This window comes from Paenibacillus sp. J22R3 (genome assembly GCF_056269305.1).
Genome location: NZ_JBWDNS010000006.1, coordinates 515,398 through 531,322, shown reverse-complemented (window position 1 = coordinate 531,322; position 15,925 = coordinate 515,398). Strand labels below are relative to the sequence as shown.

The 15,925-nt window shown below is 47.1% G+C and carries 14 protein-coding genes; 6 read left to right on the top strand and 8 right to left on the bottom strand.

Annotated elements, in window-relative coordinates; genetic code table 11:
• Positions 1-297: 297 nt before the first annotated feature.
• On the bottom strand, positions 298-1,383 hold the full coding sequence (locus AC0YN4_RS25925; protein ID WP_475837145.1) for an HD-GYP domain-containing protein: 1,086 nt from the start codon (positions 1,381-1,383) through the stop codon (positions 298-300).
• Positions 1,384-1,419: 36 nt separating this feature from the next.
• Positions 1,420-3,918, bottom strand: a complete 2,499-nt coding sequence (gyrA, locus tag AC0YN4_RS25920) for a DNA gyrase subunit A (RefSeq protein WP_475783314.1) — start codon at positions 3,916-3,918, stop codon at positions 1,420-1,422.
• A gap of 435 nt (positions 3,919-4,353) precedes the next feature.
• On the opposite strand from gyrA, the gene AC0YN4_RS25915 reads away from it, so the two are divergent.
• Positions 4,354-5,106, top strand: coding sequence for a YheC/YheD family protein (locus AC0YN4_RS25915; RefSeq protein WP_475837144.1), 753 nt, complete (start codon positions 4,354-4,356; stop codon positions 5,104-5,106).
• Positions 5,107-5,151: 45 nt separating this feature from the next.
• Here AC0YN4_RS25915 and gyrB read toward each other — a convergent pair whose 3' ends face one another.
• The 6 genes from gyrB to dnaA all read right to left on the bottom strand — a co-directional run bounded on the left by gyrB (position 5,152) and on the right by dnaA (position 11,544).
• Positions 5,152-7,062, bottom strand: coding sequence for a DNA topoisomerase (ATP-hydrolyzing) subunit B (gyrB, locus tag AC0YN4_RS25910; RefSeq protein ID WP_475783312.1), 1,911 nt, complete (start codon positions 7,060-7,062; stop codon positions 5,152-5,154).
• A gap of 71 nt (positions 7,063-7,133) precedes the next feature.
• Positions 7,134-7,382 carry an extracellular matrix regulator RemB gene (remB, locus tag AC0YN4_RS25905; RefSeq protein WP_090980648.1) on the bottom strand — a complete coding sequence of 83 codons (249 nt, stop codon included), beginning with the start codon at positions 7,380-7,382 and terminating at the stop codon, positions 7,134-7,136.
• A gap of 33 nt (positions 7,383-7,415) precedes the next feature.
• Positions 7,416-8,525 carry a DNA replication/repair protein RecF gene (gene recF, locus AC0YN4_RS25900; protein ID WP_475783311.1) on the bottom strand — a complete coding sequence of 370 codons (1,110 nt, stop codon included), beginning with the start codon at positions 8,523-8,525 and terminating at the stop codon, positions 7,416-7,418.
• 46 nt (positions 8,526-8,571) lie between these two features.
• Positions 8,572-8,787 (bottom strand): S4 domain-containing protein YaaA, encoded by a 216-nt coding sequence (yaaA, locus tag AC0YN4_RS25895; protein WP_090980644.1) that lies wholly within the window; start codon positions 8,785-8,787, stop codon positions 8,572-8,574.
• Positions 8,788-8,804: 17 nt separating this feature from the next.
• Positions 8,805-9,947 carry a DNA polymerase III subunit beta gene (gene dnaN, locus AC0YN4_RS25890; protein ID WP_475783310.1) on the bottom strand — a complete coding sequence of 381 codons (1,143 nt, stop codon included), beginning with the start codon at positions 9,945-9,947 and terminating at the stop codon, positions 8,805-8,807.
• 244 nt (positions 9,948-10,191) lie between these two features.
• Positions 10,192-11,544, bottom strand: a complete 1,353-nt coding sequence (gene dnaA, locus AC0YN4_RS25885; protein ID WP_475783309.1) for a chromosomal replication initiator protein DnaA — start codon at positions 11,542-11,544, stop codon at positions 10,192-10,194.
• A gap of 649 nt (positions 11,545-12,193) precedes the next feature.
• On the opposite strand from dnaA, the gene rpmH reads away from it, so the two are divergent.
• The 5 genes from rpmH to mnmE all read left to right on the top strand — a co-directional run bounded on the left by rpmH (position 12,194) and on the right by mnmE (position 15,905).
• Complete coding sequence (gene rpmH / locus AC0YN4_RS25880; protein ID WP_090574515.1) at positions 12,194-12,328, top strand: 50S ribosomal protein L34; 135 nt, start codon at positions 12,194-12,196, stop codon at positions 12,326-12,328.
• Positions 12,329-12,514: 186 nt separating this feature from the next.
• Positions 12,515-12,862 carry a ribonuclease P protein component gene (gene rnpA, locus AC0YN4_RS25875; RefSeq protein WP_091224661.1) on the top strand — a complete coding sequence of 116 codons (348 nt, stop codon included), beginning with the start codon at positions 12,515-12,517 and terminating at the stop codon, positions 12,860-12,862.
• A 140-nt stretch (positions 12,863-13,002) separates the two neighbouring features.
• Positions 13,003-13,779, top strand: coding sequence for a YidC/Oxa1 family membrane protein insertase (locus AC0YN4_RS25870; protein WP_090980636.1), 777 nt, complete (start codon positions 13,003-13,005; stop codon positions 13,777-13,779).
• Positions 13,776-14,447: an RNA-binding cell elongation regulator Jag/EloR gene (jag, locus tag AC0YN4_RS25865; protein WP_475837143.1), complete on the top strand. Its 672-nt coding sequence runs from the start codon at positions 13,776-13,778 to the stop codon at positions 14,445-14,447. Before AC0YN4_RS25870 ends, jag begins: the two co-directional genes overlap by 4 nt.
• 78 nt (positions 14,448-14,525) lie before the next feature.
• The gene (gene mnmE / locus AC0YN4_RS25860; RefSeq protein ID WP_475837156.1) at positions 14,526-15,905 is read left to right on the top strand and encodes a tRNA uridine-5-carboxymethylaminomethyl(34) synthesis GTPase MnmE; all 1,380 of its coding nucleotides are present in this window, start codon (positions 14,526-14,528) and stop codon (positions 15,903-15,905) included.
• The last annotated feature ends 20 nt before the right edge of the window (positions 15,906-15,925 follow it).

Genomic DNA, 15,925 nt, shown 5'->3' with positions numbered 1-15,925 from the left:
TTTAAGAATTCGCTTGGTAGCTCATTCAAAAAACTAGCTTTGCGAAACGTTAGTTTCGCGATTTATGACCATTTGACTGGTCGCTCATTGTTCAGTTTTCAAAGAACAAATACTTCGTGTTTTGTGCGCCCATGTCTCAGCGGCGACTTGATTAATATATCACATTCGCTTACCTAATTGCAAGCTTTTTTTATTCTTTCAAATAAAAAACTGTGTTATATTCCTCGGCCTCAAAAGCGGCAAGAAGTAATATAACACAGTTCAACAAATTAGGTCAACCATTATTTCGAAATCATTTTATTTATTGTTTCTCGTCATTACTTCTTCTATATAGAGCTGTCGTTCGGTAATGAGATTCACGATCGTTCCGGATACAGATACCCACGGCCTTGTTGGATGATTCCGGTCTGAGAAAACAATCTCACCGATACGATCGTCATTCAGTCGTACGACTGTTCCATTATTAAACTGAGTAGCCTTATCGATAAAGATCCTTACGTAGGCTGGGTCCAGCTTACCGAATGAGTCCTGCAGCAGCTGCTCGAGCACTAAGTAAGGCGAAGTCGCTTTACGGTAGGCGCGTTTCATCGTCATGGCATTGAAGATATCCGAGATCGCTACAAACTTAGCATAAGGATGAATTTTCTCCGACCCGATACCAAGAGGATAACCGCTTCCGTCATATCGTTCATGATGCTGAAGTGCTGCCAGCTTCACACCTTCATTGATTGCTGCAGCGTTCTTGAGCAGCTGATAACCAAGAACAGTATGTCGTTTCATATCCTCCACTTCCTCAGCCGTCAGCTTCGTAGGTTTATTGAGGATGTTACGGTCTACCTTGGCGTTGCCGATATCATGAAGCAGCCCGGCGAACGCCGATTGCATCCAATCCTTCTTAGGGAGGTTATTCCACTGAGCAAGCATGTAGCAGCTTAATGCCGACATGACGCTTTTGTGAAACAGATAATCCTCATTCGGGACATTCTGCGGAGAGAAAGTCATCATCTTATAATCATGACTATGCGCAAGCAGTGCTTCCAGCTGATTACGCAAATCAAGAATCGGCAGTGCCATTCCGCTCATCATCTGATTGAACACTTTCTTGAGCAGCACAACCGTTAGGTCATACTGCTCCATCAATCCCGATTTGCTCGAATTTTCTTTGACTGATTCTAAATATTTCTCTTGTGCCGCTTCCTCTGCTTCCTTCTTCTCCCCAGGCGTGTCGATACATACAGTGGGTACAAGGAAGGCATGCAAGATATCATACTCACGTGGAGTTACCACTTTACCTTTATGCAAAAGCACACTGCCAAGCGGGGTGAGAACGTCTTGTGCAATTTTGTCCCCAAGCTTTACTTGCGAAATCGCTACTGTCCCCATAGCTCTCCTCCACGATGCCTGCGATTATCTTCTCTTTTATGACTGTTCTTCAGTGGAGGACGTTCCTTCTGTCTCCTCGCCCTCTAGCTCTTCATCCGTATTGTCAGACTCGTCATTGCGCGCCACACGCGTAACCGTCGCAACAGCGTCATCCTCACGAATGTTGATGAGTCGAACCCCTTGCGTATTACGACCCATTGTAGAGATGCCGGCCATGCTCATACGAATGAGCGTGCCTCCAGAGGTCATGATCATCAGATCCTCATCGTTTTGTACGACTTTCAAGCTGACAATCGATCCGTTTCTCTCCGTTACGTTGAGCGTCTTGATTCCTTTACCGCCACGGCTCTGGCTCCGGTACTCACTAACCGGTGTACGTTTACCGTAACCGTTGGATGTAACGATCAATATTTCATTCTCCGGCTCTACGACATCCATGCCGATTACCTGATCATCGTCATCGGAGCTAATCCCTTTAACCCCTGTCGCCGAACGTCCCATTGGACGAACATCTGTCTCTGGGAATCGGATGGACATCCCTTGGCTCGTGCCCATAATGATTTCTTTCGTGCCGTCCGTCAGCTTCACGCCGATCAGATCATCGTCATCGCGCAGATTAATCGCGATAAGTCCAACTTTACGGATGTTCGAGTAGTCATCAAGAGGCGTTTTCTTCACGATGCCCTGTTTCGTTGCAAAGAACAAGAAACGATCCGGCTCGAACGATTCAACCGGGATAACCGCATTAACGGTTTCTCCTTGCTCGATTTGAATCAAGTTAATGATCGGAGTCCCACGTGCCGTACGGCTGAGATCCGGAATCTCGTAAGCCTTCAGGCGGTACACTTTCCCTTTATTCGTAAAGAAGAGGAGGAAGTGATGCGTATTCGATACAAACAGATGCTCGACGAAGTCGGTATCCTTCGTATCCATTCCGATAACACCTTTGCCGCCACGCTTCTGGCTGCGGTAAGTGGTAACCGGCAGACGCTTCACATAGCCGGAGTGCGTAATCGAAATGATGACGTCCTCGCGTGGAATCAGATCTTCATCCAGGATCTCCTCTTCGCTCGCCATCAGTTCAGTACGACGCTCATCACCGAACTTCTCTTTCACTTCTTCAAGCTCATCGTTGATGATTTGCAGAACAAGCTGCTCATCAGCAAGGATCGCTTCGAATTCCGCGATTTTACGAAGCAGTTCCGCATACTCGGCTTCGATTTTGTCGCGCTCGAGTCCTGTCAGACGCTGCAAACGCATGTCGAGTATGGCTTGTGCTTGATCGAGGCTTAGGCTAAAGCGTGAGATCAAACCTTCTCTAGCTTCTTCTGTTGTTTGCGACGCGCGAATCAACTTGATGACTTCATCAAGATTATCAAGCGCAATACGCAAGCCTTCCAGAATGTGCGCACGTGCTTGTGCTTTCTTCAGGTCAAACTCCGTACGACGGCGAATGACTTCAATTTGGTGCTCTAAGTAGTAATACAAAATATCACGCAGGTTGAGTGTACGCGGCTCACCTTTAACTAGTGCAAGCATATTGAAGCCGAAATTCATCTGCATCTGCGTTTGTTTGTATAAATTGTTTAGTACAACTGTTGGTGTCACATCGCGGCGAAGTTCAATGACAACACGCATACCGTTACGGTCGGACTCATCACGAAGATCGGTGATACCTTCGATCTTCTTCTCGCGAACAAGCTCTGCAATCTTCTCAACAAGTCTTGCTTTAACAACTTGGTAAGGCAGCTCATGCACGATAATCCGAGCTTTACCGCCATTCTCCTCAATTGTTGCACGAGCACGCATTGTGACGGATCCGCGGCCTGTTGTATAAGCTTGACGCATCCCTTCGCGTCCCATTACGAACCCGGCAGTTGGGAAGTCCGGCCCCTTGATATAATCCATCAGCTCGATCGGAGTGATATCAGGGTTCTGAATAAGCGCTTGTACCCCATTGATAACTTCAGTCAAGTTATGCGGCGGAATGTTGGTAGCCATACCTACTGCAATTCCTGTCAAACCATTTACCAAGAGATTCGGGAAACGGGCAGGAAGTACTTTCGGTTCATGCTCTTCGCCGTCATAGTTTGGAATGTAATCGACCGTTTCTTTATTGATATCGCGAAGCATCTCCATCGCAATCTTGGATAAACGTGCTTCTGTATAACGCATTGCTGCCGCCATATCACCGTCAATGGAACCGAAGTTACCATGACCGTCTATGAGCATATAACGCAGCGAGAAATCTTGCGCCATCCGGACCATGGTCTCGTAAACGGCAGAGTCACCATGCGGATGGTACTTACCGATAACTTCGCCGACGATTCTGGCCGACTTCTTGTATGGCTTGTCCGGAGACATGCCTAGCTCGGACATGGCAAAGAGAATCCGACGGTGAACCGGTTTCAGTCCGTCTCGTACATCCGGAAGTGCGCGGCTAACGATGATACTCATTGCATAATCCATAAACGATTCGCGCATCTCAGTACCGATATCGCGATCCCTTACTTGCAGATTGTTCTCTTCCGCCATCGTTGACCTCCTAGGTTGCTTATAACATGAGCCTTCGAATACGATTACAGGGTTGTCCGCATTACGAAAGCAGGGATAATTCGTATAACAGAATACTAGAATCCATTATAGTTTTTTCTCAATCCGGCCAACCTTAAACGTTTACCGTCAATAAAGTTGTTTCAGGCATCCGCCCTGCAACAAACTTTCGCAAAACGTAGGTATTCGCCCACTCCATGGACCGTTCTCCGCCATAATCTAACAAGCGAGGTGAAACGGCTGTAGCCGTCCTTGTGGGCGAAGAAGCATGTTTCATTCCAAGTGCATTTATTAAGGCTTCTTGCACAGAAGCAAAAATAGGCATTATCCCTATTATAACATCGTTTTCAACCTCTGTCTCCTGCAGGCTGGGGCTTTCATACACTACCTATTACCCCTCTGGAAGGCGGGACCTTGTTGGCCATTCAACGCGTGAGAAGCAAATTGGAGAAAACAAACGTACTGCTGCATTCGGACGAATTACGTCAACGTATTCCGGTCACACAAGTGTGGAGCACGTCCGACCTTGAGCAGATGCTCAATGAGTTTGAAATGGTATATGTAAAACCCGATCACGGCACATTCGGCAACGGCGTCATTCGAGTGGAGAAAACAGCCGATCATACGTACACTTATCAGCTTGGAACTAAACTGCAAAGCTTTGCTTCGTTTGAAAAGATGGCACGTTCCCTGGGGCAAGTCATTAAGGGACGGAAATATTTGATCCAGCAGGGCATACATTTACTTACCTATAACAAAAGAAGATTCGATGTCCGCGTCATGGTTCAGCGTAACCTGAAGCAGCAATGGATAACGACCGGTGTCATCGGCAGAGTCAGTGATCCCACTAAAATCGTAACCAACTGTCATAACGGCGGCACTGCAATGCCTTTTGAGAAGCTGATGCGTGCCCATCTTTCTATTGCGCAAATTGCCAGCTATCAAGAATGGTTAGCGGAACTAGGTGTAGCCACCGCTCATCAAATGCAGACTACGTATAAGGGGATTAAGGAAATAGGTCTGGATCTGGCCATTGATCAATCCTTCAGACCATGGATCCTTGAGGTCAACACAATGCCTGACCCTTATATCTTCCGAAAGCTGCCGGATAAAGACATCTTTCGTCGCATTTATCGCTACCATGCAGCAAATAACCGCAAGAAGAAATAACACAAGCCGCCCGAATCGCCGGACGGCTTGTTATTTGTTCACGCTCTATACATCGAGGTTCTTCACGTACTTCGCAAATTCTTGAATGAATTCACGTCGTGGTTCGACGTTATCCCCCATAAGGGTTTCGAAAATATTATCAGCCTCAATGGCATCCTCGATTGTAACTTGAAGCATCGTACGGCTCTCCGGATCCATTGTTGTCTCCCACAGCTGCGATGCGTTCATTTCTCCGAGACCTTTATAACGCTGTACATTCACTTTAACGCCTTCACCGAATTCGCTGATGATGGCATCACGTTCTTTCTCGCTTTGCGCATAACGAATGACTTTATTGCGTTCGATCTTAAAGAGCGGCGGCTGTGCGATGTAGATAAAGCCGGCTTCGATAATTTTGCGCATGTAGCGGAAGAAGAAGGTCAGCAGCAGCGTACGAATATGTGCGCCGTCGACGTCAGCATCGGTCATGATGATAACTTTGTGATAACGAGCCTTGGCGATATCGAAATCATCGGCAATGCTCGTACCAAGCGCAGTGATGATTGCACGAATTTCCGTGTTGGATAAAATACGGTCCAGACGCGCGCGCTCAACGTTCAAAATTTTACCCCGTAGCGGCAAAATCGCCTGGTAATGACGATCACGGCCTTGTTTAGCCGATCCACCCGCGGAGTCACCTTCTACGATATAGATTTCACTGATCGAAGCATCTTTCGAGGAGCAATCCGCCAATTTACCCGGTAGTGCGCTGACTTCCAGTGCGCTCTTGCGACGAGTTAACTCACGGGCTTTACGGGCTGCTTCACGCGCACGTGCTGCTTGAAGGCCCTTCTCGATGATTTTCTTCGAAACAGCCGGATTCTCATTCAAGAACTCCTGGAACTTCTCCGCGAAGAAGGATTCAACAATCCCCCGCACTTCACTGTTGCCAAGCTTTGTTTTCGTTTGACCTTCAAACTGAGGCTCCGGAATCTTAACGGAAATAATCGCCGTCAAGCCTTCACGAACATCGTCACCGGACAGGTTGGAGTCGCTTTCTTTGATTGCATTCATTTTGCGGGAATACTCGTTAATAATACGTGTCAGTGCGCTCTTGAAGCCGGACTCATGCGTACCGCCCTCATGCGTATTGATGTTGTTAGCGAACGAGTAGATATTCTCTGTATAGCTGTCGTTATACTGCAAGGCTACTTCCACCTGGATGTTGTCCTTCATGCCCTCAACGTAAATCGGCTGTTCGTGTAATACCTCGCGTTTACGGTTCAAATACTTAACGAATTCGTTGATTCCGCCATCGTACTTGAAGGTGTTGGTTGCGCCTGTCCGCTCATCAAGCAGCGCAATTTCAATCCCTTTGTTCAAGAACGCCAGCTCGCGAATACGAGATTGAAGGATCTCATACTCATAAACCAACGTCTCCGTGAAAATCTCCGGATCCGGTTTGAAACGAGTCGTTGTTCCCGTTTCTTCGGTATCACCGATCACTTTGAGATCGTATTGCGGTGCGCCGCGACGGTACTCTTGTCTGTGGATATGACCTTCCCGCTTAACGGTAACCTCTACATGCTCAGATAACGCATTCACGACGGAAATACCGACGCCATGCAAACCGCCGGACACCTTGTAGCCTTCGCCGCCAAACTTACCGCCGGCATGAAGAACCGTCATAACCACTTCGAGCGTAGACTTCTTCAGTTTCACGTTCTCTCCGACCGGGATGCCGCGGCCGTTATCGACGACAGTGATACTGTTATCTTCATGAATGGTGACTTCAATGCGTGTGCAGTAGCCAGCCAGTGCTTCGTCAATACTATTGTCAACGACTTCCCATACCAGATGGTGAAGCCCTTTGCTGCTGGTGGAGCCAATATACATACCGGGGCGTTTACGTACCGCCTCTAAACCTTCAAGTACTTGAATCTGACTTTCATCATACGTGTTCTGATTCGACGACATGCTCAATTTCACTGCTCCTCTCAACTACTTGCCGCATCTAATGCTGCAAATCAATTCCCGTTGTACGACCCTTAGTTGGTCGCAAAATGGTGCGATCGTTTCTTCAGCGTTGAGGATGAAATCGGCGAATAGTAGATCTTGTGCTCTGTCACTACGATGGATTTCGCTTCTTCTTCTCCTATAACTTCAACGTCTTTGCGCTTCCGAGCCTGTGCGACGAATTGCTTGGACAGCTTGGAGGACTGCTCGATTGAGATATCAAATATAGCTACGAGTTCCGTAGCACGAATAATTTTTTCTCCGCCCAAATGAATGTACATAGCCTCCACCTCTCATAGGCAACGCCTTAAGGCTTACTGTTCGACATGACCGTCCTTCACCTGGTACACACGGGAATCATGGAGCTTGCTGATATTAACGCTTTCAAGCCCGGTCGTCGTAATAAAGGTCTGCACTTTACTTTGAAAAGTTTCTATAAGCTGCGTTTGCCGGTGCTGGTCCAGCTCGGATAAAACATCATCGAGCAGCAGCAAAGGGTACTCGCCTATTTCTTCATGGATAAGTTCAATCTCAGCTAATTTCAGCGATAAGGCTGTCGTTCGCTGCTGGCCCTGTGACCCATAAACAGAGGCTTCTTTGCCATTTATAAAAAAGGCCATGTCATCACGATGAGGACCAACGAGCGTCATACCACGACGAAGCTCCTGATCCTTTACTTGTGTTAACTTTATCATAAATTGCTCAAATAATATAGATTCATCTTCTGCCCCGTCACTTTCAAACGAGGGGCGATATACAATTGTCAGCTCCTCAGTGCCGGCTGTTATGCCCGCATGAATCTGCTGCGCCCATTTCTGAAGCTTCTCTATGAAGTTTTGCCTTTTTTTCACAATTTTAACACCATACTCTGCAAGCTGCATATTCCAGACATCCATCATGGCCTGATTGGCGTTGCCGGGCGATGCTGTTTTCAAGTAATTATTGCGCTGCACAAGCACTTTGCTGTATTGACCCAGTGCATGCAAATAACCGGGCTGAACCTGGCCGATTTCCATATCCAGAAACCGTCTTCGGATGCCCGGCGTGCCTTTTACGATTTCCAGATCCTCGGGAGCGAACATGACGACATTAAGCGATCCGACAAACTCGCTAAGCTTGCGCTGCTCCAGACCGTTTATCTTCGCTTTCTTCCCCTGAGTAGACAAAGAGAGATCCAGCGTGAGCGGACCATATCGTTTCTCCACTACACCCCGGATCCGCGCTTCAGTAGATTGCCAGCCGATTAGCTCTTTGTCCTTGCTCGTACGGTGAGACTTCGTCAAAGCCAGCACGAAAATCGCTTCCAGCAGATTGGTTTTACCTTGTGCATTGCGTCCGACAAACAAGTTGACCTGACTGTCAGTCGCAAGCTCAATATGCTCGTAATTGCGATAATGCTGCAATTGTATAGATGTTAATCGCACTTGGATGCCCCCCGGTCACTGCTGACAAGCTGTTTGGCTTGCTGCATTACCGTTTCACAATCGTAAAGCTGCCGAAGCCTTTCACATCAATCTTATCGCCGGTGTACAATTTGCGGCCGCGGCGGTCGTCCGGCTCCCCGTTAATCAGTACCTCGTTCTCCTGCAAGAAGAATTTGGCTGCACCGCCTGAATCAATACAGTCCGACAGCTTCAGGAACTGTCCAAGTGCAATATATTCTGTCGAAATCCCTATTTCTTTCATCGTTTTATTCTCCTTCTTTAGCCTGTCGTCCGGTATGGCAAGATGAGATGCAGGCTGTGCGGGTGATCAGTCGGCTTAATGATGATCGGGCTCATCGCACCGTTAAATCCGATAAACAAATACTCGCTATCGATAACTTTCAATGCATCAAGCATATATTTGGAGTTAAAGGCGATGCGAAGCTGCTCACCGTTCATTTCTTTGGCATCGAGCTTCTCCGTTACGCGACCGAGTTCCGTGGAGCTCGAGGAAATTTCAATGGTGCCGTCTTCATCCGAAATAAGGCGAACAATGTTCGTTTTCTCTTCACGTGACATCAAATAAGCGCGATCGATCGCATCCGTCAATTTTTTTGTGTGAAGCACGAGTTCTGTTTTGAACTGCTGCGGAATAATTTTAGAAGTGTCCGGGTAAGTCCCGTCCAAAATTCGCGAGTAGAACAATACGTTACCCACTTTGAAGAGCACTTGGTTATCCGCCACAACGATATCCACATGTGTATGATCATCCGGAACGAGCTTGGATAACTCATTCAGTGTTTTTCCTGAAATAACAACATTGGAAAAACGGTAGTTCTCAGGTGTTTCGACAGCAGCTGTGCGGCTAGCCAGACGATGGCGGTCTGTAGCCACGAATTTTAGTTGACCTTCTTGTAAATTCCAGAGCGCTCCGGTCAAAATCGGCGTTTGTTCGCTCGTAGAAGCTGCGAAAACGGTTTGGCGGATCATCGATTTCAGCAGATCACCGGGAACTGAGATGTTCTCACTTTGTTCGATTGTCGGAAGAATCGGGAATTCTTCGGGATCCAGGCCAACCATTTGGATATCCGTTGAACCAGAGCGAATCATCGTTTGGTGATGTTCTTTCACTTCAATTTCGAGTTCATCCGACGGAAGTTTCTTCACGATTTCTACAAAGAACTTAGCCGGCAATACAACACTGCCCGGTTTCTGTACTTTAGCAATGACAAATTCACCGTTCTCAACGGGAATAAAGCTTTGAATCGAAATATCGGTATCGCTGGCGGTAAGTGTTACACCTTGGTGTGTAACGTCGATTTTGATACCACCGAGAATGGGAATTGCCGGTCTGCTGGAAGTTGCTTTGGAAACTTGTTGAATCGCGTCGTTCAATTGATCTTTTCGAATGGTTAATTTCATGAATGTCACTCCTATATTGCAGGGATCAAGGCGGCGAATGAGGAGGCTGCGTTGTCACCTATATTTGATGATGTTTATTAATAAATATTAGTAGAAGTCGTAGTAGGGGCCCTGAATATGTGGATAAGTGGTTCAAACACGGATAAAGCAAGCCTATCCACATGTGTATAGCGTGTGCATAGGCTTGCTGATGAAATGTTGAAGACGTGTATAACTTTTTGGGCTATATCCACAGTCTTCGTATTTACGTATGGTTTTTAATTTTATCCGTTAACGTTTGGACGATTTTGTAGAGCTCCGAATCCACTTTCAGCTGCTGCGTAATTTTCTCGTGCGCATGGATGACGGTTGTATGGTCGCGTCCGCCGAATGCCTCCCCGATCTTAGGAAGCGAGTAGTCCGTTAACTCCCTAGACAGATACATCGCGATCTGTCTTGGGAACGCAACTGCCTTCGTACGTTTACGCGCTTTAAATTCCTCCAGCTTGAGTCCGTATAACTCCCCAACTTTTTGCTGGATATCCTGCATCGTGATCATTTTTGGCCGGCTTGATGGAATAATATCTTTAAGTGCTTCGGCTGCCAAATGCGACGAGATGTCTTCATTAATGAGCGATGAATAGGCTACGACGCGTATTAATGCGCCTTCCAGTTCGCGAATGTTCGTATCGATTTGGCTGGCGATGTAGACCATGGCTTCGTTCGGGATGTCCAAGTTCTCGGCCTTCGCTTTCTTCCGCAGAATCGCGATCCGCGTCTCTAAGTCCGGCGGCTGAATATCCGTTATTAAGCCCCATTCGAACCGGGAACGAAGCCGTTCCTCTAAGGTTGGAATTTCTTTCGGCGGTCGGTCACTCGAAATGACGATTTGTTTCCGTTCCTCATGCAGCGCATTAAAGGTATGGAAAAACTCTTCTTGCGTTTGTTCTTTGCCGGCCAGGAACTGTATATCGTCAATGAGCAGCACGTCAATGTTTCGGTATTTGTTGCGGAAGCTCTCGCCCCTGTTGTCCCGAATGGCATTGATGAACTCATTCGTAAATTTCTCGGAGGATAAATACAGAACTCGTGTATTCGGGTTATGTTCCAAAATATAATGCCCGATTGCATGCATTAAATGCGTCTTGCCTAGTCCAACGCCGCCGTATAGAAACAGCGGATTGTATGCCTTCGCCGGTGCTTCGGCCACAGCTAAAGAAGCGGCATGTGCAAACCGGTTATTGGCGCCGATGACGAACGTGTCGAACATATATTTGGGATTAAGCATATGCGTGTAGGGCTCTTCCGGCCCGACATGCACGGTTGGCATTATGATTGGTTGGATTTCTGCTGGCTCAGGCGGCTTATTCTCTTCAATGACAAATTTAATGTCATACTGGCGCCCCATATATTCCTGCAGTGTGGTCCGCACAAGCTTTGTATACCGGCTTTCGAGCCATTCGGCTGCAAAAGTCGTCGGCGCTGTCACAATGACAGTAGAATCACCACTAAACGAAGCTTTAGTCGCTTTAAACCAAGTGTCGAAACTTGGCTTGCTGAGCTTCGTTTGAATGATCGACAGCACCTGTTGCCACATTTCGTGCGTATGGCTATCCACAGATTGTCACTCCTTATCCAATTCACCGAAAACGGCGCGGTCATGCTGTTGATGTCGAAACATCGGGCTTTCTGATCCATTTCATCCACATTATTAAGGATGGGTGCATAAAAATTATCAAAAGGGGATGAATGTTGTTCACATTGTTATCCACAGGGTGTTGATAATGTTGAGGGGGAGTTGGAGTCATCCACACAGAAAACATAATCATCATAGCAAAATAACCCTTGATATTCAACGATTCCGCTGATTTTATCCACAAATTCTATAGGTTGTGTATAAGAGTTATCGACAACACTAGATATTGTTTATATCTTGTTACCAATTCGACATAATGCGGGAAACTCCGATAAATTCATCCACATGTTATTAAATTATCAACCTAAAGGCCCTGTTTATACTTTTAATATACTTTTATCCACAGCCTGGCTTTGGAGACTCTTCCCACAGCTGTTTCTGGTTGACTTTTGGCCACCTGCATGGTTTAATTGAAAAAGGCGTTTTTTCACCGATGGACGCTCGTGGTTTGACTATCTCGGCTGCGCAGCTGTTCACGCTTAGAAAAAACTGATGATCGCTAATCGCGCCAGACGATAGAAATAGTAAATATGCAAGGTGATTTGAGTAAGGTATAGGAGGTGCATTGATAATGAGACCGACATTCAGACCGAACGTTAGCAAACGCAAGAAAGTTCATGGTTTCCGTAAACGCATGGCTTCCGCAAACGGACGTAAAGTGCTTAGCGCCCGCCGTCAACGTGGAAGAAAAGTATTGAGCGCGTAAACCTTAAGACCACATTACGTGGTCTTTTTTTCTTTTTTACGGCAAGAAAGAGGTAGAAGAAACGTATTGTGCGCTTCCTTAATGAGGAAGAGACGGTCGGTCGCATGATAATCTTAGGAGAATTGTGTGGGATAGAGAATCTTGTTCTTACTGATATATAAATAAAGGTCCGGTGAAGGTGTACCCGTGCAAAGAAAATTGCGATTGCGTAACCGCGAAGATTTCAGCCGGATTTATCGAAACGGCAAATCATTCGCAAACAGCCAATTTGTCGTCTATTGGTCGCGCCAGCTGCAGGCGGATCCATTACGTCTTGGTGTTTCGGCGAGCAAGAAGATCGGGAATGCCGTCGTTCGCAATCGAATGCGGCGTCTTGTGAAGGAAATTGTCCGAGGGCAGAAGGACCGTATAACCGGGCAGCTGGATCTGATCGTCATTGTGAGGAAACCGGCAGTTGGTCTGGAGCTCAAGGAACTCGAAAAAAGCATGCTTCATGTATTGAAACGAGCAGGGCTTCTGAAGACTTCGCGTTAAGGCGTGTAATCGCTTTTACGTGAGCAGGAGGCTTGTTTCTTTGTGCCATAAAATGTGATATAGTTTACGTGAATATGAAAATGCAACTGGTCCTTCTTTATCCGGACCTTACGCTATCGGTATGCAGAGAGGAGATTTACATGTTGTCCCGTATTTCGAAACGAACATGGCTGACGGCAATTGCATTAATTGCGGTCATGCTTTTTCTGAGCGGCTGTTCTTCAGCTACTCACACGGTATCAATGACTGACCTGGAACACGGCAATTTCTGGCAGAGAAACGTAGTCTATTATTTCTCATTAGTGCTCGAGAATTTTGCCAAATGGTTCGGCGGCGAGTATGGCATTGCGATCTTGCTAATGGTTATCATCGTCAGAACTTTGATTCTCCCGCTTACGATTAAACAATACCGCAGTTCAAAGGCGATGCAGGCATTGCAGCCGGAGCTTGCGAAATTGAAAGAGAAGCATAAAGACAATCCGCAAAAGCAGCAGGAAGAAACGATGAAGCTGTTCCAACAGCACAAAGTTAACCCGCTAGCCGGCTGTCTGCCGCTGCTCGTGCAAATGCCGATTTTCATTGCGCTTTACAATGCGATTTATATGAATGAAAACATTCGTGAGCATACATTCCTGTGGCTGGAGCTTGGAGAGAAGGATCATACGTACGTGCTGCCTATCCTGGCTGCTATTACAACGTTCATTCAATCTAAGATGATGTCTTCGCAGCAGAAAACAATGCCAGCGATGCAAGGGATTATGATGATCTTCCCGGTTTTGATCTTCGTTATGGCGTTGTCATTCCCGGCTGCATTGCCGCTTTACTGGGTATTCAGCAATATCTACACCATTGTGCAAAACTATTTCCTATATGTACGCAACTCACCTAAGGGCAAGGAGAGTGTACCTGCGAAATGAAGAAAATCGTAGCATCGGGCAAAACGATCGAAGATGCTGTACAAAATGGTTTAACGGAATTGCAAGTGTCAGCGGATCGCGTTAATGTAACTGTTCTGGAGAAACCGTCCAAAGGTTTATTCGGCTTGATCGGCGCGCGAGCTGCGAAAGTGGAGCTCGTGCTTGTACCTCTGGTGGTCGAGCAGGCAAAGACGCCATCGGTTACTGCTGCAGCAGCCAAAGATCCGCTCCTTGAAACGGAACGATTCATCACCGAAGTGGCAAGAACGATGGGGCTTGACATTACGATTGCTCGTAACGATTCGAAAGACGGTTTAACTCTCGCGTTATCGGGAAGCGGCGATCTTGGCATGCTGATCGGACGTCGAGGCCAAACGCTTGACGCTTTGCAATACCTGGTCAACATTGTGGCCAACCGTTATGCCAACAGCCATCTTCGCATTGTGCTTGATGCGGAAGATTTTCGCGAGCGTCGCCGGAAGACGCTTGAGGATTTATCCGATCGGTTGGCGGGACATGTTATCCGTACACGTAAGGAAGTTGTACTGGAGCCGATGTCCCCGCACGAGCGGAAGATCATTCACTCGCAATTACAGAACCACGCTAAGGTTAAAACATTCAGTAAAGGCGATGAACCGAATCGCCGTGTCGTGATTACGCTTAAGTAAGAAGCATACAGCTCTTTTTCAGCAATGGCTCTTTAATGGTCATTGCTCATTTTTTTAAATATGAGGGAAAATAACATGATGATTCAAGACACGATTGCCGCCATTTCGACTGCTGTCGGAGAGGGCGGCATTGCCGTTATACGGGTAAGCGGACCTGAGGCAGTTGCAGAAAGTGCAAAATATTTCCGATCCAAATCGAATATTGTCACGGCTGATTCGCATACCGTCCATTATGGCCATATTGTGGATCCGATCAGTGGCGAAGTTGTAGAAGAGATTTTGCTGACGATTATGAGGGGGCCGCGTTCGTTTACAGCGGAAGATGTCGTTGAGCTTAGCACGCACGGCGGTGTTGTCGCGGTGAAACGCGTCCTGGAGCTGCTGCTTCGCTCTGGTGACATTCGAATTGCAGAGCCTGGTGAGTTTACGAAGCGTGCATTCCTAAACGGGAGAATCGATTTGACGCAAGCGGAGGCAGTCATTGATTTGATTCGCTCGAAGTCGGATCGCGCTTTCTCGGTTGCGATGAAGCAGGCTGAAGGGATGTTGTCGAAGAAGGTTAAAGCGCTTCGTCATAATTTGATTGAGCTGCTTGCACATATTGAAGTGAATATCGATTATCCAGAGCATGATGTCGCTTCCATGACGAGTGATTATATTCGTGAGCGCTGTGGTGAGTCATGTGCCGAAATCGATCGTTTGTTAAAAACGGCAAGCGAAGGCAAGATATTAAGAGAAGGCATTATGACGGCAATTGTGGGCCGGCCCAATGTCGGTAAATCCTCGCTGCTTAATGCGCTCGTACAGGAAAACAAAGCGATTGTGACGGACATTCCGGGTACGACACGCGACGTTATTGAAGAGTATGTGACCCTTGGCGGAATTCCACTGCGATTGCTGGATACGGCAGGTATCCGCGAAACTGCGGATGTGGTGGAACGAATCGGGGTGGAACGATCACGCTCGGCGCTTGAGGAAGCGGATCTGATCTTGTTCGTGCTGAATGTGAACGAGGAGCTTCATCCGGATGACCGTTTGCTGATGGAGCAGTTTCGAAATCGACCTGTTGTCGTATTATTGAATAAGACGGATTTGCCGGTAGTGATGGACACCTCTGAGGTTGAGGCGATTTTCTCCCCGGAACAAATCGTTCGTTTGTCGGTTCTGCACGAACAGGGGCTAGAAACACTGGAGGATGTCATTAAGCGTATGTTCTTCGGTGGTGAGCTGGAATCCGCGGATTTGACTTATGTCAGCAATGTTCGACATATTACGCTGCTCGGTCATGCCCGACAGTCGCTTGTAGATGCGATGGAAGCGACAGATATCGGGATCCCGATTGATATTGTGCAAATTGATGTGCGTACCGCTTGGGAGCAATTAGGTGAATTAATAGGGGATTCGGTATCCGATTCGCTTATCGATCAAATTTTCTCACAGTTCTGTTTAGGTAAATAATTGTAATTGTAAAGGTAAGG